This is a genomic window from Psychrobacter sp. PL19, assembly GCF_017875835.1.
Taxonomy (GTDB): domain Bacteria; phylum Pseudomonadota; class Gammaproteobacteria; order Pseudomonadales; family Moraxellaceae; genus Psychrobacter.
Genome location: NZ_JAGING010000001.1, coordinates 1782068 through 1804853, shown reverse-complemented (window position 1 = coordinate 1804853; position 22786 = coordinate 1782068). Strand labels below are relative to the sequence as shown.

The following is a 22786-nucleotide window of genomic DNA, read 5'->3' as shown; positions in this document are numbered from 1 at the left end:
TTAGATGCTTTTAACATCGTCAACGCCAGCCTGTTTTAATATCTGGATAGCATTTGTTTTTACGTTGCTATCAGCAAAACCTGCATCTTTAAATACAACTTGAGTTGTTTCTGGATCCAGCTTATCTTTAAGCTTAGCAATACCTTCAACCAATTCACTTGTAATTCCATCGTCTAAGCAAACAATCAATGCGCCAGCACCAACAACAAAGACCTCTTTACCATTTATAATTTCAGTCTCTACTGGAACTGTGAGTGCAATACCGTATTTAAGTAAAATCTCATAAAGTACATCTTCGTTTGAGCGACCCGCTTTGATGGATTCAGTTGCTTGTTGAAGCACTTGCTCTAGGTTGTCAAAGTCAGCATCCCAAGGACGGATATTTGTCTCATCGAGCTGAAATACCTTGAAACCATAACCTTCTTTCATATCAAGTTTTGCTTCAGCCCTTTTAATACGTTCGATGGCGAATGTTGATATTTTTTTGAATCCGGATTTAAATGCTTTAGAGTCAGTAGGATACTCCTCTGGCAACTGGCAAAGAATGTATTTTCGCGCTTTATTATCCTCTAGATTTTGTCTATATATAGCTTCTGCTAAAGTTGCTGACCCTGCAAAAAAATCTAAAGCTAAGTCGCCATCGTTTAATCCAAGCTGAACAAACCTCTGTAACATCTTTACAGGTTTTGGGGTTTCAAAAAATACATTCCCATCAAATAAATTAGCTAAATCTTTAGAAGCAGTACTGTTACTCCCAACATCATTAAGCAATGTTGAGGCGGAAACCCCATTTCGTATATCTTTTAAAAATTTCTTATCCATTGGACGACCGTCGCCCTTCTTTCCCCAATATATAGAACCGTCTTTTATTTTATCTAACATTTGATCTTCCGGTACAATCCACATTCTACCTTCAGGTGGCATATGCTTCTGCCCTGTTATAGGATTAACAATTTCATAGATCAAGCTGGGAGTGGCTCTACCACCTTTAGCAGCTGCGGTTAAATTGTCTGGAGCCCATCGACCTCGAGGGTCATTATCAGGATTTTTATACTTCTTGTCTTTTTCAGTATCCCGAGGTAGTAAGTTCAGATTAACCTCGCTTTGGTTTTTTGCATAAACTAAAATATATTCATGCACACCTCCAATAACTACATTGTTTGGAGCAGTTTTTTTAATCCACACAAAAGGTTCGATGAAGTTCTCTTCACCAAATATTTCGTCACAAATAGACTTTACATTAGAGTACTCACTATCATCAATGGATATAAATATCACTCCATCATCTTTCAATAAGTTTCTCGCAAGCTTTAACCGGGGGTACATCATAGATAGCCAATTTGAATGATAACGCCCTGAAGTGTCATAATTTGTACTTAACCTATTGCCACTAAGGTCAACTTGACCTGATATCTCTAAATAATTTTTAATATTATCTTGAAAGTTATCCTTATATATAAAATCTCTTCCAGTATTATAAGGAGGATCGATATAAATCATCTTTACTTTTTTATGGTAAGACTTTTGCAACAGCTTTAGTACCTCAAGATTATCGCCTTCAATAAACAAATTTTCTGTCATGTCCCAGTTTACGCTTTCTCCCTTGCTAGGGCGTATAGTCAATTTCCTTTAAAAATGTTATAAACTAAACCAACTAACCTATTACTATTATAAATACTCATGACTTATTCACTAGATTTTCGCAAACAAGTCCTTAAAAGCTTGGACGGGGGTATGACCTTTGCTCAAGCGGTTGATTTCTATGATCTTAGTCCAACCACCATACAAAACTGGAAGCGGCGTGTCCACAGCAAAACAACAAGGCAAACTAAACCTCATAAGATAAGCGATGACGTTCTGCTCAATGATGTTAAAGAGCATCCTGACGATTACCAGTATGAGCGAGCTCGTCGATTAAACTGTAGCCCATCAGGCATTTATCACGCCTTAAAGCGCTTAGGTATTAGCAAAAAAAAAGACCTTAGAGCATCCAAAAGCTTGCCCCCTAAAGAGAGCTAAGTATCTAAGCAAACTCAACGACTATATCACTCAAGGCTTTGCTATTGTATACATGGATGAAAGCGGCTTTGAGTCTGAAACCCTGCGTCCCTTTGGCTATGCACCCATTGGAACCCCATGCATTGATAGCTATAACTGGCAAAGTAAAAAAAGAACCAACGTTATTGGTGCTTTATATGAAAAGATACTGTTTGCGCTTGATTACTTTAATAAGAATATCAATGGCGACATATTCTACAACTGGTGCAAATATACCTTAATTCCAAGCCTTAAACGTAAGTGCGTGATTGTGATGGATAACGCAAGCTTTCATAAACGTGTGAAAAGACTGCTTAACAGGCATGGTCACAGGCTTCTATTCTTACCCCCTTATAGCCCTGACTTAAACCCTATTGAGAAAAAATGGGCACAAGCAAAGTTTCTACGCCAAGGATGGATGGAAAACGACTTATCTAAATTGTTTTATGATATTAATCCTTGTCATAACACTTTTATTTTGAATTGACTATAGTGTGCCTGTTGAAGGCATTTGAGCGATTTGACGCGCTTTGGTCTTGCCATTCCAAGTAAAGTTATAGCGCTCTTCTGAATCATCAATTTCTTCTCCTAAAACTGCTTTAAGAGCCTCAAAATCAATTTTATTTTCAGAAAAAACATCAGGGAAAAGCTGCTTAAGCTGTTCAATGTTTTGCTGTGTAATGTCTAAGCTTTTCGCTTCTGGGCTATCGCTAGTAATTTTGTCTATAACTTGATTTTTCATAACTTTTCGCTTTTATTCATTAATTATTGGGTTAGCTGACAAGGTGTTGATGAATCTAGAAGCTTGATGAAACTTAGCTTTACCCCAAGGCATCATTCGGTATTGTGGGTAACTAATGTATAACCATCTTTTTGCTCGTGTTACTGCAACAAAAGCATTGTTTTTTTCTTCATTTAAATCTTTTTGGCTGGTTGCTCGGTAGTCTGGGAAAACTCCATCACACATACCAATTAGAAAGACGATATCTTTTTCTAAACCTTTCATTGTATGGACTGTACTTAGTGTTAAACCTTTACCTTGTGTTGCGGAGTCGAGTTTCCCTAATGTCATTGCATTTATAAATGATTTAAGACTTACACCTAAACTTCTACGTCTAAAAGTAGTCCATCTTTTTTGGAACTCATCAAGTTCTTGAATACTAATGACCAATTCAACATGTTCTTTCTCAGTAAGTTTTACTGAATTATATTCATCCAGCTTATCCTTAAGAGCCGTACAAAATTTACGGATATTTGGTTGTTCAGCATCTATTTTGTGAATCTCTTGTAAGAGAAAAGCTTGAGCGTGTACTAACGGTAGATCTGATGACTCAATTAACTGCGACCAAGCAAGTAGAAGGTTATTGTCGTTCCACTGGTCAGGCTGTTGAACTTTCAATAAAGAGCACAGCTTCTTTCCATCGATCCAATCTTTAGGATTTAACTTCAAACGAATTGCGTAATCTAAAACTCTGCCGAACAAAGAATCAGGTTCAGCTTGTCTTTCACCCTTATTGAGGTGATAAGTAATATTATTTTCATCAAGCTTTTCTTTTAATTTGTTAAAAACAAATTTATTTCGTCCAATAACAACCATCTTTTCTAGAGAAATTTCACCCTCAATCTCATTATGCTCTTTTGCTTCTAAAAGACCTTTAATACCTCTAATCAACCAGTTCGCCTCAACCTCTTCATTTAAACAGGGTTGTATTTTTGCACATCCATTGAATGCCGCTTTATGGTTAATCTGAGAGTTAGGCTTAATCACATTCGCCAACTTAATCACTTCTTTGCTACTTCGATAATTTTCTCTCAAAGTGAATGTTTTAGGCTCAAAATCACTTAAGAAATCTTTTTCAAAGTAATCTTTTGATCCATTGAACCCATAAATCATTTGATTAGGATCTCCTACCATCAAGATACTTTTAATCCGCTCCCCACAAAAAACCTTTATCAGTTCATATTGAGCTTTATTTAAGTCTTGAGCTTCATCAACACACACATGTTTATACATAATCTGATATGTTCTGGCGATGTTAGAATGTTCATTTAAGATTCTATAAGCTAAGAACAAAATATCATTAAAATCTATACCACCACTGTTTAATAATGCTTCTTGATAATCTTGGTAGATATCATAAAACCGTGGCTCATTTGGAAATCGAGTTTCAATTTCATCACGCTCAGTTAGTAACTCTCTCTTAATTTCAGCAAAAGCATCCATATAACCTTGCATGACCTGATTTCGCTTACGCTTTTCAGCAGGGTCATTTATGTTTAAATACTCATCTACATCAATATTGCTGTCTCTCAATGACTGTAAAAACAGCTCCATTCGGTCTTGATCTCGCTCATAGATATGCAAGTCGTTGGACAAACCAATAGTATGTCCATAACTTTCTATAATACTTTGAGAAACTGAATGAATTGTAGATACCCAAGTACGCTCTTCTACTCCAACAAAATCAGCCAAACGCTCTTGCATTTCTTGAGCTGCCTTGTTCGTAAAAGCAAGAGCTAATACCTTATCTTTCTTAGTATTATTAAGAATATATCTAATTCTTTCAGTCAAGACTCTCGTTTTACCCGAACCAGCAGAAGCAAGGATTTGAATCGCTGATTTAATGTCAAATTCTACAATCTCTTGCTGTGAGGAGGATAAAGAAATCATAGTTCTGCTCCTGCTTTAATTTGCTCAAACAATGCAATAATTTTAGGTGGCAAAGCTTCAGGCTCTAGAGCGCTTAAGTGATCAGCAACAACTTTGGCGTATTTAGTTTTGTCAGAATCTAAAATTTCCAAAATTGCCTTTTTATAACCATCATCATCAGAATAATCGTATATACCACATTCATAAATTGGCTGATTGCAAGTCTCACATCGTGGTTTATCTGAGATTACAGCTTTAGTCTGGTTGCCTTGTTTGTTTGAAATATACTTGGTAATTCTGTCATCACCATCATGTGCTTTTATGGCGGTCTCGATCTCTCCTTGGAAACCACTGTTTAGCAAATATCCTTCAAAATCAGTATCTTCCAGTATTGTCACGTTTGTGGCAGTCGTTATATCTATCCCACCAAACAAGGAATCAAATACTTTTTGTAAGTCTTTTATTGGTTTTTCTTCCCCATCTGAAAAGATAAAAACAGGTATATTGAAATCTCTGGCAAATGTTAAATATGGCTTGTATTTTGAACCTGACCCACCAACTCCGATGAAATTTATTCCTAAGTTGAAAGGAGCTTTAGAAAAATATCTTTCGAACAATAAGGGAAGAGCCTGAGCTTCAGTCTCTCCTTCTGATAAGACTATTGCAGTAGAGAACAGCAATTCACCTTTAGAGTGAATAACCTCACGATGAATTTTTCTTAGCTCTTCTGGTTGTAAAGCTTCATTTAGAGAAAAAACACGAATACCTTGACCATTACTTTTAGCTATTACCCTCAAGTCTTGTTGATTTGCCAATGCAGCCAAGTAAGGAGAATGAGAGCTTATGATCGTTTGCCCCTTAATGTCAGTCAATTGCTTATAAAGTGTTCGTTGAGCATTTGGGTGTAAGTGTGCTTCAGGTTCTTCTGCTGCAATGATAGGGAAAAAGCACTCTTCCTCCTCTACATGCTTTTTCTCCAAAATGTCTATAAATGCCTTGACTGTGAGCATAGAAGCCCAACTTCTCGTTCCCATTCCATGATATTCCATAGAAAATGAGTTCGCTTCATCTTCACCAAAATGAATTGAAAATTGCTTTGACAAATCTCTTATTTTTTTAGGAAATGGTGTTATATCGGTTTGACCTTGACCTTCAAATGATTGATTTAGTAAATCAAGATGTTTTCTCAACTCACTTAAGACTGTACTTTTCTCTACCGCACGTTCATTGAGTTCTGCTATCAGGTCTTCAAGAGCTTCTTTATCATCACTTTCAAAACTTATGTCAGATAAAACCTTACCCATATAAGAATTTTTCTCACGTAAATCCTGACAAATATCTCTCTGAGCATCTATAGCAACAAATGGTATAGCATCGATAAGCTTTGAAATTTTATTATTTATCTTAGCTGATTCATCTGTCCAATTTTCAAATCTAGGCCATCGAGATAACGGATAGCGACTAACTTTAAAGCCGCCTTTAATACTGTCTTTTTCACAAATCGTTCTTATTGCTACGAAGTCATTTTCTTCAATATCAGCTTGAACCCAGTCACCAAAAACCTCAATCCATTCATCAGAGAACATATTTGTTCTTTGACTATTCTCATCTACAGGGACAATAGAGATGTCCACAATAATTTCTGAGCATACACTGTCATTACTATTAATGTAAAAATCTTCATCTGTTAAGTGTCTTCCATAATCACCAAGAGCAACCTGCAACGCTTTTATAATAGAAGTTTTACCTGCATTGTTCTGACCTATAAGAACTGCAACTTTGGGTAAAGTTATCTCTAAGTTTGAGATCCCTCTAAACCCAGAAATTCTTACTACATTAATTAGAATAGCCATAGAGCCTAACTACCTTAGTATTTACAGAGAACGTTTCAATTTACTGATTGAGTTTTTAACGTTCTTAGCTTCAATGTTGAGACGCATTTTGACGTTCATCTGTGTTTCTTTTTTAATCTTGTTCCTGATGCTACTCAGTTCTGCTTCTAACCCTTCTAACTTTCGAAGCAATGCTGTTTTATCTTCGTTACTCTTCTCAGAAAAACCCAAGCTAGATGATGTGTCACTTTTCTCACCACCAGCTTCAGGCTTATAAGTATTCTGAGATATTGAAGAGCTTTTGAAATTGTAGATTCCAGAAACTTTACTAGCTTTTAATCCAATAAGCATTGAGATAAAATCATGATAGAGCTCAAAGTAATTAAGACTTGAGGCGTTCACCAAAGAGAAGTCATTGAGAAAATCATTTTCATTGTTACTTAGTTTTTCTGGATGCAACCAATCGCTGTTATAAATATGCTCAATGACCAGCCTAGTTTTATCAGCTTGGTTAATGCGCTTATCAGCCAAACTAATTGCTAATTCATTCTGTAGCTCAACTAACAGAACTACGGGATAAGGAATTAAGGTATGCATTAGCTTGGTTATATTTGTGAGTCTGTCTTTGTGCTTCTTACCAGCTTTTAGCACAACACGGATTACCGCTACTTCTAGGTATTCAACTGTATCAGTCACATACATAGAAATATTAACTGTGTCTGGCTTCAGTGTATTGCGCCATTCTATAGATTGAATAACGTCCGTGACTAATTTTTTATCATGACTACTAAGCTCATTGCTATCTATGAGCATTTTTTTAGTGACTCGAGTACCGAGAAATGTAGACTCAGGAAGCTTTAAGTGGTCACATACCTTGTCTATTAAATCACCACGAACTTGAGAATGATCTTTTTCTTCAGAAATAGCTCGAAAATCTATATATTCCATCATAAGATAACCATATAACTGATCACTTCAAAGTCATTTACGTTTTGAGTACTTGATGCTGATAAGACAGTACCGCCTCTATTAAACAGGCTCATAGTACCAATCTCTTCACTTTTACCAGCAATGTTTTCCACCGCTTTAGCTAAAAGATTTTGATAATGTTTCATCTGCTTACCATTTTTAGTTCGTCTAGCAAACTCTTGATAAGCTTTACTGGACTGGCTAATCTCCGTTAGCTCCGACCCTAGCTTTTTACATAGATCAAGAATATTCTTGGACTGGGTAAAGGAAAGTAAGACCTCTTCTTCATCAGAGACATAAACAAGATAGTAAGGTGCGAGAGAATAGCTGTCTTCAACTTGCACTTTACCCTTGATATCTTTTAGACAGAAAATAACACCTGGTTCAACCTCATCCTGTAATCCTGCAAACTGGCTTGATTCTAATTCAAATGCTTCTTTAGATATAATCACAGGAGCGAACAAACCAATTGGAGTTTGCTCTAGCAAGCTAGTATTATCTTGCTCATTGTTACTAATAAAGCCTGTTAAATCCATTCTAAAGTCATTGAGAGTGAGATCTGTGATTGATACACCACCAGATATTTCCTCAAGGTCCACGACGGCATTTTGAAGCTGTTCAAGCTGCTTTCTGCGATACTCAAGGTCATTCATCCCTTTGTTTATTTTTGGGTCTTGCTCAATTATATTTTCTTCACCTGTTGCTGAAATATCAAGTAAGACCATTCGACCACTAACTCTAGCTTCAAGATTAATATACTCATCTAATTCCATGTTTGGCCAAAAGTTAACAAGCTGAATGACATCATTGGTTGAACCCAAACGATCAATACGTCCAAAGCGCTGAATGATACGAACTGGATTCCAATGGATATCATAGTTAATGAGATAATCACAGTCCTGAAGGTTCTGACCTTCTGAAATACAATCAGTAGCAATTAAAATATCAATCTCTTCTTTAAACTCAGGGAATACTTTGTCACGTTCTTTCGATTTAGGTGAGAAGTGAGTAAGAAGACTGTTCAAGTCTGTTTTGAACTTCTTACCATCAGTTCCACGTAAAGTCGTTTCTGTACGTTGCCCTGTAATAATAGCTGAATGGAGACCTAGCTCTTGCTTGGCCCATGGAGAAATATTTTTATACAGGTATTCCGCTGTATCAGCGAATGCTGTAAAAATAATTACTTTTTTATTACTTCCGTTTATCGGGTCTTTACATTTACCATAATAATTACTTTTTAGTATTGCTAGCTTCGCATCCCGTGCTGCATCTATACTTTTAGATACACGTAAGATTTCTTGAAGAAAAACACTATCTGCCTCTAAATCTTGAGTGAACCTTATTAAATCCATATCTTGGATACGAACTTTTGTTTTATTACCTATTAGGTATGGCGCTAACTCTGGAGATTCGAATTCGAGGTCGTCAATTTCTTCAATTGATGGAGCCACAAACTCTTCTGTCTGCTCATTCATCAGGTTGGAGTCAAAATGCTCTATTTTTTCTAGCAGCACGTTCACTTGAGTTAGTAATTTCCCTAATGTTAGTGTGAACGAATGAATTGAGCTCTCCATACGCTTTAATAAGTTAATGCGGATGAGATGAATTAAGCTTTCTTCACGATCAATCTGCTTAAATACGCTTTTCCCACCTTTAACTTCTTGGTCATACCTTCTGGCGTATTCAGCTTTTTTATCTACTCTGACGTACTTTATTGGTGAGTAGAACGCTAAAGATAGTCTACGAATATTTTTATTTACTTCTTCTAAAGGTGGAAACTGATCCTTTATGTCTATTGAAGCCTTAAGATTGATTGGTAGCAGACGTGTAGGGAATTTACCCATGTCTGATGTACCATAATACTTTTCAATATGTTTGCGAGAACGAGCAATAGTATAAATATCAAGCAACTTAAAATAATCAAAGTTCATGGAGTCAAGCAAATCTTTTGAGGTACGCTCATCAGGGTCTTGCTCTGCCCATTTTGAAAACCTTGTTTGAGCTTGTCTTAGTGTTCCTTCAATACTGCTAATGCCATGATCTAGCAAAGCTAGATCATTTGCTTCAGTAATAAAGGCAACTTGGTTTTTTATATCGTTTAAGCGGTTATTTACTGGTGTAGCAGAAAGCATCAGTACTTTCGTTTTTACGCCAGCTTGAATAATATCTTCAAGTAATCTTTGATAGCGATTACGCCCATCTTTTTTAGGATTATTATTCCTAAAATTGTGCGACTCATCGATTACAACGAGGTCATAGTTACCCCAATTAATAGTTTCAAGATTTATATCACCTGAGAACCCAGTGGTACGACTCATGTCCGTATGGTTTAGCACATCATAATTGAAACGGTCACTTGCAAGTAAGTTACGCTTATCGTTCTGTGTATAGATTAGCCAGTTATCACGCAACTTTTTTGGACAGAGAACTAAGACCTTATCATTACGAAGCTCATAATACTTAATTACAGCAAGCGCCTCGAATGTTTTACCTAAGCCTACACTATCAGCAATAATACATCCGTTGAAGTGTTCCAGCTTATTGATTGCACCTAACACGCCATCCTTTTGAAATTTATAGAGCTTATTCCAGACGATAGTATCTTTAAAACCTGTTTTTACTTTCAAAATTTTATCTTCTTGCAGCTCACCAATAAAACCTTTAAAGATGCTATATAAAGTAATGAAATAGATAAATTGCGGTGTTTGATCCGAGGTTAGCTTTGCTAATTCTGCCTGATAAAGCTCTTTAGCTTCTTTGACTTGCGCCTTGCTACCCCAAACTCGATTAAAAAAAGCAAGCAACTCTTTGGCTTGATCAGCATTGGCAAGGGTTATCATATCAAAACCCTTAGATTCAGTTAGACCCAGACCTTGGCCGTTAAATTGAGCCCCGTTGATAGCAACCGATTCAGACATTGAATCAACATGTATGACATGTTGATGAACTGCACCAATCTGTTGTACCAGTCGAATTGATGATTTTTCTTTTAGCCAATGTGCAAAATCTTGAGCTATCGCCTTTTGCTTTAGCTGATTACGAAACTTGTTTTCTAACGCAGTACCATTTAACGCACCAAATGGAGACTCATTATCTGATGAGCTTAAATAATCAAATCCTTTAGCTTGAGAGAAGAGCAGTCTGGCTGAATCAACCTTATTAAGTGATTCTTTCAAATGTTCGTATGCGTATATAGAGAAGAGGCCTGTCATTACTGCAAGCTTGTCATTATCTTGAATCGAACTAATAAGAGTATCAGATACTTTTTCTACTACGTTATCTATTAGCATACCAATTAGTTACCCTTTTATCTTAATCAAAATTCTATCCATATTAACAGCCTCTTAGTTTTTCACCAATGTATCGCCCTTACTTCTTAGTTCTCATACTTTATATCTGCTAAATAATTTGGCACACCTAAAAAGTAGCCTTTCATAGTCATTCGATCAAAGCTGTACACATGAGCATAAGGCGCTTCCTTACAGCGCCCTACTAGCGGTGACTTTTGATCGGGCTTACCATTAGCAAGCTCGATTACTCCAGAGCAAATAGGACAAATTGCAGTGAACTCCGTGATTCTCGCTATATTCAACTTGTCTTTATTACGATACATTTCAATATCCATGTTATCAGCGTTAATATTAGTAAAGAACATAGGTGCTTTAATCACGCGATGTTGAGGTATCGACTGTAACGGCATAAGAAAATATCGCCAGTTAAGATAAGCCACAGGAATAAATAGTACAAAAACCATAATTTGCCAAAGTTTAAAGCCTGGTAAGTCATTCAATAACAAAAGGACTAGTATTGAGCATATGACGATAAAAATATCCAGCAGAGCACTTAGCATTAGCAACAACATAAGTGAGATTCCGCTCACACTCAGCATCTTGAGCTCACCTTTTTTGAAGAAAAGCCTAACAAGTAAAGAGAGCTTAATATCAGAAGTGGCTTTACGCTCGTAAGTGACACTACTTACATCCTCAGTATCCTCGAGCTCCTCATCAGACTCTACAGCAGCAGATTCATCTATCTGTTCCTGCGCTACACCCTCATTTTCGATAACCTCAATATCCATCCATATGAATGTTTTATTCTTTGACCCACCCCCTGATGCTGAAGTGACAATGATCGGCTTATATCCTAGGTCTATAAATGCTCTTTTACAATCCGGTTGGTCCTCAATAAATGCTGCCAAAGTTAGTTCAAGCTTCGACGTCTTAACCGCATTTTTAGCAGTTTGACTGTCTACGCTTTTTTCATCAATATTTTTCGCTTTGGCATATATCTGTTGCCTTGAAAGTTTCTCAGGCTCAAACCCCTCATCTGAATATTCAATTTTTCTCAGCTGCTCATTGACGATAATCTGTAGATACTTATCCCAAAGGGTATCACGAGGGTAATTTAACAGCTGATCCTTCAGCTCATTAAGTACTATTAAGTGCTTGTTTTTCATATTATTGTACCGGTTAAACCCCTGTTAGAACCCTAATAGCCAGCTGTTTTAGAGGCAGGATTCTCCTCATAGTTACCTCACTCCTAACCAACTAACAAGAGGATCGTAACTATGTCAATGTCAATCGCTGTTAATGAGCAAAAGCAAATCGTCAATGTTAAGCAAGTGGATCGAGGGCTGGCTTGTATGTGTTTTTGTTTTGAATGTGGTGAGCCTGTAGTGGCTCGTAAAGGTGAAAAGAATGAGCATCATTTTGCGCATCTCAACAATAAAGAAAGCTGCACTATTCACCCTGAAAGTATCCTACACAAGTTTGCTAAACAAGTCATTATGCAAGAGAGGTATCTAACACTGCCATCACTACCTGATGACGAAAATAGTGAGGATAAAACTTGGGAGTTTGATCAGCTGATTGAGGAACAAGCTGTTGGCTGTATTCGACCTGATATAGTCGCAACGGTTGACGGAGAAATGATGTTCATTGAGGTTGCTGTGACTTCTTTCATCAATACTGATAAAGCAGATTTTATTAAGCAGTTGGGTATTAAGACCGTTGAGATCGATTTGAGAGGAATCATCACACAAGGTATTGAGTTGCCAAGTGAGGAAGCAAAGGATCATATTTTAGACTGTGTCAGTAATAAGCAGTGGATATTTCCAGTACCGAAGTCGCTCACAATACCAGTAGCCCCTACACCATTACCTGAGCCTCTCTATAATTGCCAGAGCAGCACTGATGAGAATAGCAACGGAAGCTTTGATAAAGGCTATACGATCTATCGCTTTACCATTAAGCATGCTTGGGTAGATGTCAGAGTCTTTAATTCAGGCATGGTGTCCATTAAGTGTGTGACCTATAACCATGATGTTATTGAAATACTAAAACAATGGCGTAACGAAGGCGGTGGTCAGTACAATCAAAAATATAAATCATGGAATTACTTTAAGCCGTTTTCAGACACTGTCTTTCAACGACTGCAAGAAATGGATATGACACCTACTGCTTAAATATGACTCAACTTAATAATACGGAGAATAAAACTATGACACTCACCACTATGAGGATACGGAAGATATGCGTGTGCAAACAAGTACCTGATGATACATCATAAAGATAAATATGCTATATTATCAAAGAAACCACAATATTTTGTTAAAAGTGACTTAATATGATTACTTATATTCGCTTTAATAATTTTTATTCTTACTCAGAGTCTACTGAGGTGTCATTCACTCTGGGTAAACAACCTACTAAGACTGACTATGATTTTTATGTTGATACCACGCAAGGCCAGTATCGATTAAATAAAGTCACCGCTGTGCTTGGCGCGAATGGCTCCGGTAAAACACAGCTATTAAAGGCCATTGCCTTTTTACGTTGGTTTATGTGTGAATCTACTAGCAGCCTTGACTCAGAGCAACCTATTTCTTTTAGCCAGTTTGCGTTAAGTAACAATGAGATATCCGAATTTGAATTTGGCTTTTTACTTAAAAATGCTGATGGCATTTATGATGAATATCGCTATGAGTTAACTTTGACACAGCATAGCGTGGTTAAAGAGGCGTTATACAAAAAGACCAGTAGCCAATTTAGCTATATATTTATACGCCATCATGACGGTGACGAGCTTAGCTATAAGCATCGTAACTTTGTAATTCCCTCTTTAGCAGATGATGTGAAAAAAAATGCCTCGCTTATCAGTTATGCTAATTTGCTAGATGAACCCTTGGCAGAATCTATTACAGGCATGTTCGATCACTATAAAACTAATGTGGTCTCAATGGGTAGGCTTGGCAGCCTTAGCCAATCTATACCTGAAATGACAGAATTGTTTGCAAAGGATGATGGTTTAAAACAAACCGCTGAAAGGCTACTTTGTCAGTTTGATACGGGCATAGATGAGATTAATATAAAAAGCGTGATGATGGTAAACGAGGGTAAACAGCAAGAAGTACTGCTACCTTTTGGTGTTCATAAAGTGGGTGATGAATCATTTGAGCTTATGATTTATGAAGAGTCTAATGGTACACAATCAGCCTATAGCTTGCTTGGGCTCATACTGCCAGTGCTTAAGAATGGTGGTGTCGCTATTATTGATGAGCTTGATAATGACTTACACCCCCTACTGTTACCTGCCATTTTTGATTTGTTTCGCTCGTCACATCACAACCCTCATAATGCTCAGCTTATTTTTAGTTGCCATACCCCTGAAGTGTTTAACTTATTAAACAAGCATCAAATTTATTTGGTCGAAAAATACGAGCAGGCTTCAGAATCTTGGCGGCTTGATGAGATGGAAGGGATTCGTAATGACGATAACCTTTATGCAAAATACATGGCTGGCGCGTTTGACGCGATACCAAATCTATAAGGAGCTAGATTATGGCAAAGCGTAAACCTACTAGGTCAGTCAACAAAACCTTAGATACTTCACAGTAAGACAAGAACCCTCTAGCTAATAGCAGAGTGTTCTTTAAAATAAAAGAAACATTATATTTAATTTTGCTAACTTTAACATTCATGTAAAATATTTCAAAAACCTTATTTAATACTTTTCATTCGCTAAATTAACTTGAAATAGGAGATGAAAAACCAGGACTTATAACTTGCTTTTGTTCAGCACGAGAAGACATGAGCATTGACAAAACAATATGTAAAACAAAGGTAATTATTAATGCGGCTAATCCTGCTGGGAAATCAAGTGGTATAGATATTTTATATTGAAATAAAACTCCCATAATCGCTCCAACTATGAATGAAATTATGGCAGGCCATCTAACTGGCGGCATGTCATTTGGATTTGCCGTCGCATACTCAGAACGTCGAATGATATAGAAATCTGCTAGAATTGGTCCTGCCAAAGGAACAAATGCCGCCCCTAAAATTGTAATAAAGTCACTGAAAAAATAACTATAAAAACCTAATGCCCCTAATATGCTACCAATAACTCCCATTGTAATAACGATTTTACCACGTGGTAACCTAATGCCCATGGACTCAGCTGAAGGGCCTATATATAAAGCATTACAGTAAAGCTCAGACATATTAGTCGTCCAAAGAGCTACAACCCATAATGAAACACCCATTACCGTTAAGATGAGCCCATTCTGAACCATCCACGTTATGAAGTTCGCATCTCCAGTTGTTATAGCGCCTAAATAACCGACAACATTCAGAAGAGGATTGGTTAATATAAAGCAGGCCATTGCACCAATTAAGACATGTGATGTGCGTTTAGCATAACGAAAGATATCAACACCCATAATAACGCCAGCAATCCAAGCGCCAATCATTACAGTAATTGCAGTACCTCGTGATAACCCTTCTCGAGTTGACGCCTCAACCATAACTTTATCGAACCCACCAAACTGTTTGACCATTATATACGAAGCGACTACAGCAATAATCAAAACAAATGGTGCCGCGTAAGTTGAAATTTTTTCAATTGCAGCAATACCTTTCCATGCAGAATATGTAAAAATAGCTCCCCATATTAAACAAATTAGAATATATTCTAGACTAAGGCCATTGATAACAGTTATTCCTGTCACGTCTCCTAGTGCTACGTTAAAGATATCACCTACCATACCTACAATTGAAGCAAACCAACCTAAAGTTAAAAAAGCCATGATCAGCATGGGCAGGATCATACCTTTTTTACCATAAGAAATACGAGATATGAGGGAAAGATTAAGTCCCGTCTTCATAGCCGCAAAACCAAGCAAAAATGTAAGTACTAGTAGGACACCTTCTCCAACTGATATAGCGATCAGAGCATCAGTGAAAGACATTCCGGGATTACCGTCTTGACCCGCTAATAATCCTCCAATAATAAGTCCAGTGGGTACATAACCAAAACCTACCCAAATCGCAAACATTGCCCACCATGAACGCCTTTGACTGGCTGGCACAGGTGTAAGCATATATTCTTCATGATCGTCTTGCTCATCCGTCTGAGCTATATGTAGGTGATCAGACATACGTAGTTCCTCCGTTGAACTTTTTAAATATTAAACACATAATTAATATACCTTTACAAGATAGAAAGGTAAAGGTAAGGATTTATTCATTTGTTTCTTTAAGACAGGGTATGTAGAATGGGACATATAGGTTTTTTTATCGAGTTTATTAAACGGAGTTAATATGTCTGAAAAAGAACAGATTACAAAAAATCATTGGTATCGTAATAACGACTTACCAAATATAAGTGGTCCTGATCGTGAGATAGAAGGATACGGAGAACATCCTCCAAAAATACGATGGAATAATGATGCTAAAGTCGCCATCAACATTGTCGTCAACTACGAAGAAGGGTCAGAGAAAACCTTTGCTATGGGCGATGGTATGAATGATGGTATGCATGAGTTGCCATTTGATGTCGATGATCAGCGTGATCTTGCCAAGGAGTCTATGTATGAGTATGGCTCTCGTGCAGGTGTTTGGCGCTTATTTAGGATATTTGATCGTTATAAAATTCCAGCAACCTTTTTCGCAGCCGCTGTAGCACTAGAGCGTAATCCTGATGTTGCTAAAAAAATGAATGACCGTGGAGATGAGATCGTTGGTCATGGTTATCGCTGGATTGATCATTATGAATATTCACGTGAAGAAGAAAAGGATCTTATAAATTTAGCTATGGACTCTTTTCAAGAGACGCTTGGTCGACAGCCAATAGGATGGTATTGCCGTGAAATGTCAGTAAACACGCGCGAACTTCTCGTTGAGGATGGACGCTTTGTTTATGATTCAGATTACTATGGTGATGATCTACCATTTTGGACTTTTGTGGATGGAAAGTCACATTTGGTAATACCTTATTCGTTAGTCAGTAACGACTGTCGATATATCATAGGTACAGGCTTTGGAGCACCCTCAGATTTTGTTGAAACAGCATCACGTATGTTGGATCAATTATTAGAAGATGGTGACGATTGTGGTCGTATGATGTCTATTGGTATACATCCGCGTATTACTGGGAACCCAGCACGTGCACATGGGCTAGCAGAGTTTATTCGATACGCACAGTCTAAAGAGGGTGTCGTTTTTATGCATAGAGATGATATTGCCAAAAAATTTATGGAACAAGTACCACGGCCTACATCTCCAAAAGACCGTCCTAATAATTAAAATACCTTAAGCCTTATATTTTTAAGACTTAGGTATACTTATAATTAGAAATGCATATATAGAAACATTTCTAAAAAAACCTTTTAATTGAATTAAAAGGTTTTTTAATACGTTATATTGAACGCTCAGCAATCTCACTCGCTACCCACACTACCCTAACCTGTGTTAATTGTACCTTTTTGGGAAACGTTAGTTCTTAGCGATAAGAGCTTATTTAGACCGTTTTATAGATGATAGAACGACTAAGAGTAGTGTAGCTACTAAACATCTTTAATACTCATATAATTGATTTTTTCCTGTGAGAAACAATACATTAACGATCGCCAGGCTCACTACTCTCAATCGTTCAAACTAACTATTAGACTTCAGCATATCCTGCTGCTCACCACACACCCTCAGACCAATCTCTCTAGCCTCACTTAGATCAGCACCTCGCTTGATACTGTAAGGCACGTTTGGGATCATATCTGCTTGCTCAAGGGATTCGGCAGCTGCTTTATTGAGTGGCGTGCCAATGTAAGACTCATCGGTAAAGCCTTCTGGTTCAAAATAGACTTCACGACCAAAGCTTGGATGAGAGCCACATGAGATCTCACCACTTGGCACGGTAAATGGGTAGGGTTTGGTCTGTTTTTCTAACCATGTTGTTTCGTTTACTTCAACAAAACCTGAGCCATACAAATCATCATCTTGTGCCGCTGGCGTGCATGCAACTAATGCTATAGCTACTAAGCCAATTAACCATCTAGTAATATGAATTTGCATTATGTGTCATCCTAACCGATTAAACCAATCATCATTTATCATTCGACATTTGCCTATCTGCTTCTGAAGTAGCGACTAGAGAGAAGTAGGCACTGACTGATTTTGATCGAATATCCTACTTATCCATTAATCTCAAAAACTGTGGGTTAGTTACCTGCATCTGCATGTTATTTTTATATTCCTCAATCTTACCTCTGGCACAAAAACGTCTACCGACATACCCATCTATCTTACCAAAACGCTCTTCAAACCAGCGATAATCCTTATTCCACACGAGCACTGTTAGCGATTGGTTAGGATATTTCTTATCTAAGTTGAGGTAATGCCTGTTAGAGAAATGCTTAGTCTCAGCTAAGGTGCCACACGCCATGACTGTTTTCCCAACATTAAACGGAGCCTTGAAAGCTTCGATCTTGGGCTCAGCGGCATGTGACAATGTAGCACTAAACAGCACAGCACTTATAACGACGGTAAGTTTTTTAAACATAATGACCTCAATAATAATTAGCTGGAACTGATACTTTTAAAAAATAGGATAATGGCTATAGCAATAGCTATGAATATAGAAAATCCGATAACAAGCTGGCTCACTGTCATGTGATTTTGGCTTGCTTTTTCTCTTGCTTCAATTTTTCTCGCCTCGTCAGCAAGCCTCACTCTCTCAGTTACAAGTCTCCGCTCTTCTGCTTCATTCAGTAAATTTTTGGCAGCTAACGCAGCATCAGCTTTATCATTTTCTCTCTCTCGCTCTTTCTGCCTCTTTCCTTGTTCACTGTATTCTTGATCATACATTGAAGACAAAGCGGGCAGTATCAGCAAAAAAAAGAAAATGAGTATACCTATCAAAAAGTTCCACATACCTCTACTGCAACTGATTCATGGAAGACAGCTTAATCTGCGGTGTGCCTTTATAAGAGCTGACAGTACCCTGGACGCATATCTCCCTACCTTCATATTTATCTACATTATCAAAGTTACTCATATCAGAATTCCATACCACTATGGTGGCATCTTGATTGGGGTATGATGTACCAAGATTTAGATACTTGCCTTTGCTAAAACCCGTTACCTGAGCAACGTAACCACATACGACACGGTAATCACCAATATGCTTATAGGCTTGTGCAGCGGGTACTGTGTTAGAGACCGCTGCTTCGTAGCTTTGATTATTCTGCGCCTGATTAGAAGGGGGTTGATAGACATCAACTTTCTCAGCTTCTCTTTTAATTACAGCAACAGGGGGCGACGGAATATTTTGGAGTACAGGTTCAACAGGAGTGTCTTCAAACGTCGGTGTATTAACGTTGCTCTGAGCCGCGACGACTGCCGCACTTGTATTAACGTCATCATAATTTGTTGATGCTTGCGCATCATCATTGATTGAATAACTAGTATCGCTATTACCTTGCTCATTTTCTGCCTCATAAACTAAAGACGACGGCTCATCGACTAAAGCTATTGGCACATTATCATTGCTTTTACTAAAGAACGCATTGGCACCTAACGCCACAATTATTAACCCAACAGAACCCGCTATGAGCATCTGATGGCCTGTGATGTTTGTTTTAGCTGGCTCTTTAGGTTTACTTACGATAATTGGTTCACTTGGAATGTTTTGTACTTTAGCGGAGTTATTTTGATTAATGTTGGCTTGTAGCTCTACAATTGCTGCTTGGATGCTAGCAATTTCGCTACCAGTAATCGTAGAAGAGGATTGGTTATGGGTGGCTTTCTGCTGAGTAAGCTCATTCTTTAACTGATTGAGCTCTTGTTGGTATTGATCAACTCGTTGCTGACTTTGTGTTTGCAACATTTTCTGACTGAGCTGATTCTTACTTTGTAGCTCTAGGGTTTTTCGAATCTCGATGACGACCTTGTCTGGCTCGTGATTCATTTTATTATTAGTGTACCTAAGCAGTACACCATAGATAGCCATTAAGTCGTTCTGTCTTTCTAACATGTCGTTAAAGTCACGATAGTTATTTACCTTCCAGTAACCGTCTAACTCAATAGGCAATTGATAGCCTTTTGACTTATTTGAAATCATAAAGTCAATGTATCTATTGCCGCCGTTTGAGTCGTTAAAATGAAATTGAGCGGTTACGTCTTCCGGTCTTATCTCAGGTATTTTAGCTAAAATGGTTCTGACAAAGTTTTCTTCGTAACCTGCAATATGTTCAATCTGCTTGCGATTTGCCGCTATCCATTCGTCCCAATTCATCACTACTTTCTACCTTAGACATTTTGTAATAATTTTCATTTAACTCAGAGCACTTAAACAACTTAGATAGTATTTGGCACCAAATTCAATGATCGCGTTATTTTGGTCTTCTTCTAATGCATAACTAGGCTCTGAATAAGCAGTCACGATTATTGCTTTATAAAACTCTCTATTACAATCATCACTTTCATCAGCTTCTTTCATTGCAGTGACCATGCTATAACCTGATTGTCTAACACTCATTATACCTTCAGCTAAGACTGCCACTGATCGACATTTATCATCATTCCTTATAATGATGTTTTCTTCTGCATAGGAGCTATTTAAAAATGCGAATAACGATAAACAAATTAGTAAGTTTTTTATTCCTTGATTCCACTCTGGTTTATTAAAAGTTAAACTATAGTTTAGAAACGTTATTTTAAAGATTTTGTGCTAGATTATTACAATTTCTTTAAGTTTTGAGTGCCGTAATTATTGTAAGTTTATTGCTACACTACACTTTCATAGACTATCTTTTAACGACTGAACTACAGAGATATGAATCTCTATAGTTGAACTAATATATCCATCATACTTATTTTTTAGAACGAACAGCATTAGCTATGATGTTCTGAGTAATAGTTTTGCCGTTACTCAGAGGCAGATCATTCTCAATGTCTTCCACACTCATACCACCGATCATATAGTCAGTGCCCACAGGTGTTCGCGCTATTACCAACTCAAACTTATGTGGTTTCGGACCTTTCTTATCAACATGACGCAAGGTCAAACCGTTATTACTGGCTAAATCACGTATATCACACCAGTCGTGCTTCCGTCCCTTACTCATATTTTTTTATCCTTGAAAAATGGAGTGATCGCTAACTTTTTTATGCTTGGTTAAAAACAGCAGAAAATAGTCATTTCTCATATAAACCATAAACAGGTTAGCTACTCCAAATTATTTAAACTGACCGCTAAATTTTAGTATATTTATTTTTTTATGACAGAGTTTGAATTCTATATGTGTTAATACTGTCGAAGTAGTGTTTAAATCAACTACGACAATTAAAACTCAATCCTATCAACTGTTGGATCATTCATAGCCATAAGTACTTGAGCCGCTTCTTGGAGAGGTGAAGACTTGACCGTATTTTCAATAGTACTCATCGCCATAGCTATTAATTCAGAATTGTTACTTTCAATACCTTGATCAAGTCGAACGAACATTTCATCAATAACGTGTCTGCGCTCTGCAAAGCGCTCTTTTAAATATGACTCTAAGAACTCTCTCTGATTGTTGGTTTTAGTCAGTTGTACTTCTTTCCAAGCAGCAATTGCTTCACGCTTAGTATGTTCAGTCTGACAAATGGTTTTATAATCTGCGTAAGCATTAACTAACATCTCAAAGCCCTGAGCTGCGCTAGACACAGGGTTTTTAGAGGAAACTGTTTTTATCGCTTTTTTAGAGTTCGCTACAATAACATCTTTCATATTGTCAATCTTCCTAGTTAGATTTCGAGGTAGCCTTCACATTTATAACGAATATTTTTTATCGGTTGTTTATTAGGGTCTAAAATAGGTTGATCCAATATATTCTTGAGCCCTTTACCCATAACAAGCATAGTTTTGAACGCTTGTGAGTCTGAGTCATCATATACTTTTATTTTTTCAAATCTTTGTACACCCCTAAGTAACGCCATTTGGACTTCTAATGCATTGGTAATAATAGATTTTACTTCTATCTCCATTACCTCAATCGCAGAAATATTTACTGCGCTTCTAGCCTCACATTCTCTTGCTTGGGTTAAGGCCTTTTCTCCTTTACCAGCTAAATGCAATCCAGTAATTGCCAACGCAGGACCGGTGACTATGCCACCTAACACCATAGTTCCCCCAGCCATCCCAAATCCTCCTGAAGCAAGAGAACCACCACCAAGCCATGCTAAGGTAGCACTTTTGGCAGCTGCACCTGATAAGGTTGAGATTGCTGTGCCTGTTGATGCTGAAGCTAATAAGCCGACTGATCCGTATGCTCCTACTCCTGTAAGTGCTCCAGCCGCCGCACCGCTTAAAAGACCACTTTCAAGATTAAGTGATGCCGTTACTTTCTTTTGTATCTCTCTAACTTCTTCAGCAGTTATTGTTTCATCAAAGTTTTTAATATTTGCGCCAGCGTTTTTCACTTTTTTTATCGTATCAATGACATGCTTAATTTGGTTGTTGAAAATATCGACTTTTAACTGACCTAAATTTCTAAGCTCATCGTTAGCATCGATATTAAGGCTGACTAATTCCTTACGTTTTAAGTCCAATGCTCTTTGGGATCTTTCAATAATTCCGCTAGCATTAGACAGGTCTGATACGCCTTTAGCGCCTTTTGTCAATCCAAAACCTGAGGCCGCCAGTGCGCCTGCGCCTATAATAAAGGGGATAGGCATAATAGAATCCTTTCTCAGTTATATTTGTATAATTGGTAATTTATTTTCTTGCTGTACTGACTGACATACTTGAATATTTAAACGGATATACTCATCGTAATCTATAGCAGAAAAAGTAGAATGATACATCTTTTCAATATTACAAATTTCGGGTCTTGTATTATATATAGTGCAATTCTTGTTCTTTGTATCAAACCATTTGCATACGCCGTCACCCCTATCCAATGTTGAATATAACTTATTTTTATCGAGGTTTTGACAGCACCAGCCGCACTGATTACAAGGAAAGCTCATTATAAATTCAC

The 22786-nt window shown here is 37.4% G+C and carries 21 protein-coding genes and 2 pseudogenes; 5 read left to right on the top strand and 18 right to left on the bottom strand.

Features of this window, described 5'->3' with window-relative positions; all coding sequences use genetic code 11:
* A complete protein-coding gene (locus H4W00_RS07395) occupies nucleotides 1-1581 on the bottom strand; it encodes a site-specific DNA-methyltransferase (RefSeq protein WP_209956919.1) in 1581 nt (526 codons plus the stop codon).
* 99 nt (nucleotides 1582-1680) lie between these two features.
* Between H4W00_RS07395 and H4W00_RS12610 the strand changes: the two genes are divergently transcribed.
* Complete coding sequence (locus tag H4W00_RS12610; protein WP_334684838.1) at nucleotides 1681-2019, top strand: IS630 transposase-related protein; 339 nt, start codon at nucleotides 1681-1683, stop codon at nucleotides 2017-2019.
* A gap of 13 nt (nucleotides 2020-2032) precedes the next feature.
* Nucleotides 2033-2524: pseudogene (locus tag H4W00_RS12605) on the top strand (IS630 family transposase); the annotation flags it as partial.
* Here the strand turns inward: H4W00_RS12605 and H4W00_RS07385 are convergent.
* From H4W00_RS07385 to H4W00_RS07360, 6 genes are all read right to left on the bottom strand, one after another.
* Complete coding sequence (locus H4W00_RS07385; protein WP_209956918.1) at nucleotides 2525-2779, bottom strand: hypothetical protein; 255 nt, start codon at nucleotides 2777-2779, stop codon at nucleotides 2525-2527. It abuts the pseudogene before it with no gap.
* Between the two features lie 12 nt (nucleotides 2780-2791).
* The gene (locus H4W00_RS07380) at nucleotides 2792-4708 is read right to left on the bottom strand and encodes an ATP-dependent helicase (RefSeq protein WP_334684908.1); all 1917 of its coding nucleotides are present in this window, start codon (nucleotides 4706-4708) and stop codon (nucleotides 2792-2794) included.
* Nucleotides 4705-6540 (bottom strand): ATP-dependent nuclease, encoded by a 1836-nt coding sequence (locus H4W00_RS07375; protein WP_209956917.1) that lies wholly within the window; start codon nucleotides 6538-6540, stop codon nucleotides 4705-4707. The genes H4W00_RS07380 and H4W00_RS07375 overlap by 4 nt, the downstream gene beginning before the upstream one ends.
* A 21-nt stretch (nucleotides 6541-6561) precedes the next feature.
* A complete protein-coding gene (locus H4W00_RS07370; RefSeq protein WP_209956916.1) occupies nucleotides 6562-7470 on the bottom strand; it encodes a DUF4391 domain-containing protein in 909 nt (302 codons plus the stop codon).
* Entirely contained in the window at nucleotides 7467-10778 is a 3312-nt protein-coding gene (locus tag H4W00_RS07365) for a helicase-related protein (RefSeq protein ID WP_209956915.1), read from the bottom strand. The genes H4W00_RS07370 and H4W00_RS07365 overlap by 4 nt, the downstream gene beginning before the upstream one ends.
* A gap of 86 nt (nucleotides 10779-10864) precedes the next feature.
* Nucleotides 10865-11944: a hypothetical protein gene (locus tag H4W00_RS07360; RefSeq protein WP_209956914.1), complete on the bottom strand. Its 1080-nt coding sequence runs from the start codon at nucleotides 11942-11944 to the stop codon at nucleotides 10865-10867.
* Between the two features lie 111 nt (nucleotides 11945-12055).
* Here H4W00_RS07360 and H4W00_RS07355 point away from each other — a divergent pair, with 111 nt between their 5' ends.
* Together H4W00_RS07355 and H4W00_RS07350 are read left to right on the top strand one after the other, a co-directional pair.
* A complete protein-coding gene (locus H4W00_RS07355; protein WP_209956913.1) occupies nucleotides 12056-12952 on the top strand; it encodes a competence protein CoiA family protein in 897 nt (298 codons plus the stop codon).
* 161 nt (nucleotides 12953-13113) lie between these two features.
* Nucleotides 13114-14316: an AAA family ATPase gene (locus tag H4W00_RS07350; protein ID WP_209956912.1), complete on the top strand. Its 1203-nt coding sequence runs from the start codon at nucleotides 13114-13116 to the stop codon at nucleotides 14314-14316.
* Between the two features lie 196 nt (nucleotides 14317-14512).
* Here H4W00_RS07350 and H4W00_RS07345 read toward each other — a convergent pair whose 3' ends face one another.
* Complete coding sequence (locus tag H4W00_RS07345; RefSeq protein WP_209956911.1) at nucleotides 14513-15925, bottom strand: purine-cytosine permease family protein; 1413 nt, start codon at nucleotides 15923-15925, stop codon at nucleotides 14513-14515.
* A 163-nt stretch (nucleotides 15926-16088) separates the two neighbouring features.
* Between H4W00_RS07345 and H4W00_RS07340 the strand changes: the two genes are divergently transcribed.
* Nucleotides 16089-17072: a polysaccharide deacetylase family protein gene (locus tag H4W00_RS07340; protein ID WP_209956910.1), complete on the top strand. Its 984-nt coding sequence runs from the start codon at nucleotides 16089-16091 to the stop codon at nucleotides 17070-17072.
* A 112-nt stretch (nucleotides 17073-17184) separates the two neighbouring features.
* On the opposite strand, the pseudogene H4W00_RS12600 reads toward H4W00_RS07340, so the two are convergent.
* The 10 genes and pseudogenes from H4W00_RS12600 to H4W00_RS12740 all read right to left on the bottom strand — a co-directional run.
* Nucleotides 17185-17256 (bottom strand): annotated as a pseudogene (locus H4W00_RS12600) (hypothetical protein); the annotation flags it as partial.
* A 167-nt stretch (nucleotides 17257-17423) separates the two neighbouring features.
* Nucleotides 17424-17837: a hypothetical protein gene (locus H4W00_RS07330; RefSeq protein ID WP_334684907.1), complete on the bottom strand. Its 414-nt coding sequence runs from the start codon at nucleotides 17835-17837 to the stop codon at nucleotides 17424-17426.
* Nucleotides 17838-17952: 115 nt separating this feature from the next.
* Nucleotides 17953-18324 carry a hypothetical protein gene (locus tag H4W00_RS07325; protein WP_209956909.1) on the bottom strand — a complete coding sequence of 124 codons (372 nt, stop codon included), beginning with the start codon at nucleotides 18322-18324 and terminating at the stop codon, nucleotides 17953-17955.
* 17 nt (nucleotides 18325-18341) lie between these two features.
* Nucleotides 18342-18695 (bottom strand): hypothetical protein, encoded by a 354-nt coding sequence (locus H4W00_RS07320; RefSeq protein WP_209956908.1) that lies wholly within the window; start codon nucleotides 18693-18695, stop codon nucleotides 18342-18344.
* 4 nt (nucleotides 18696-18699) lie between these two features.
* On the bottom strand, nucleotides 18700-20058 hold the full coding sequence (locus tag H4W00_RS07315; protein WP_209956907.1) for a hypothetical protein: 1359 nt from the start codon (nucleotides 20056-20058) through the stop codon (nucleotides 18700-18702).
* A 39-nt stretch (nucleotides 20059-20097) separates the two neighbouring features.
* Nucleotides 20098-20262 carry a hypothetical protein gene (locus tag H4W00_RS07310; RefSeq protein WP_209956906.1) on the bottom strand — a complete coding sequence of 55 codons (165 nt, stop codon included), beginning with the start codon at nucleotides 20260-20262 and terminating at the stop codon, nucleotides 20098-20100.
* A gap of 373 nt (nucleotides 20263-20635) precedes the next feature.
* Nucleotides 20636-20890 carry a hypothetical protein gene (locus H4W00_RS07305; RefSeq protein WP_209956905.1) on the bottom strand — a complete coding sequence of 85 codons (255 nt, stop codon included), beginning with the start codon at nucleotides 20888-20890 and terminating at the stop codon, nucleotides 20636-20638.
* Between the two features lie 218 nt (nucleotides 20891-21108).
* Nucleotides 21109-21534 (bottom strand): hypothetical protein, encoded by a 426-nt coding sequence (locus tag H4W00_RS07300; RefSeq protein WP_209956904.1) that lies wholly within the window; start codon nucleotides 21532-21534, stop codon nucleotides 21109-21111.
* A gap of 17 nt (nucleotides 21535-21551) precedes the next feature.
* Complete coding sequence (locus tag H4W00_RS07295) at nucleotides 21552-22481, bottom strand: hypothetical protein (protein WP_209956903.1); 930 nt, start codon at nucleotides 22479-22481, stop codon at nucleotides 21552-21554.
* Nucleotides 22482-22499: 18 nt separating this feature from the next.
* Nucleotides 22500-22775: a YkgJ family cysteine cluster protein gene (locus H4W00_RS12740; protein ID WP_442966441.1), complete on the bottom strand. Its 276-nt coding sequence runs from the start codon at nucleotides 22773-22775 to the stop codon at nucleotides 22500-22502.
* Nucleotides 22776-22786 lie beyond the last annotated feature (11 nt).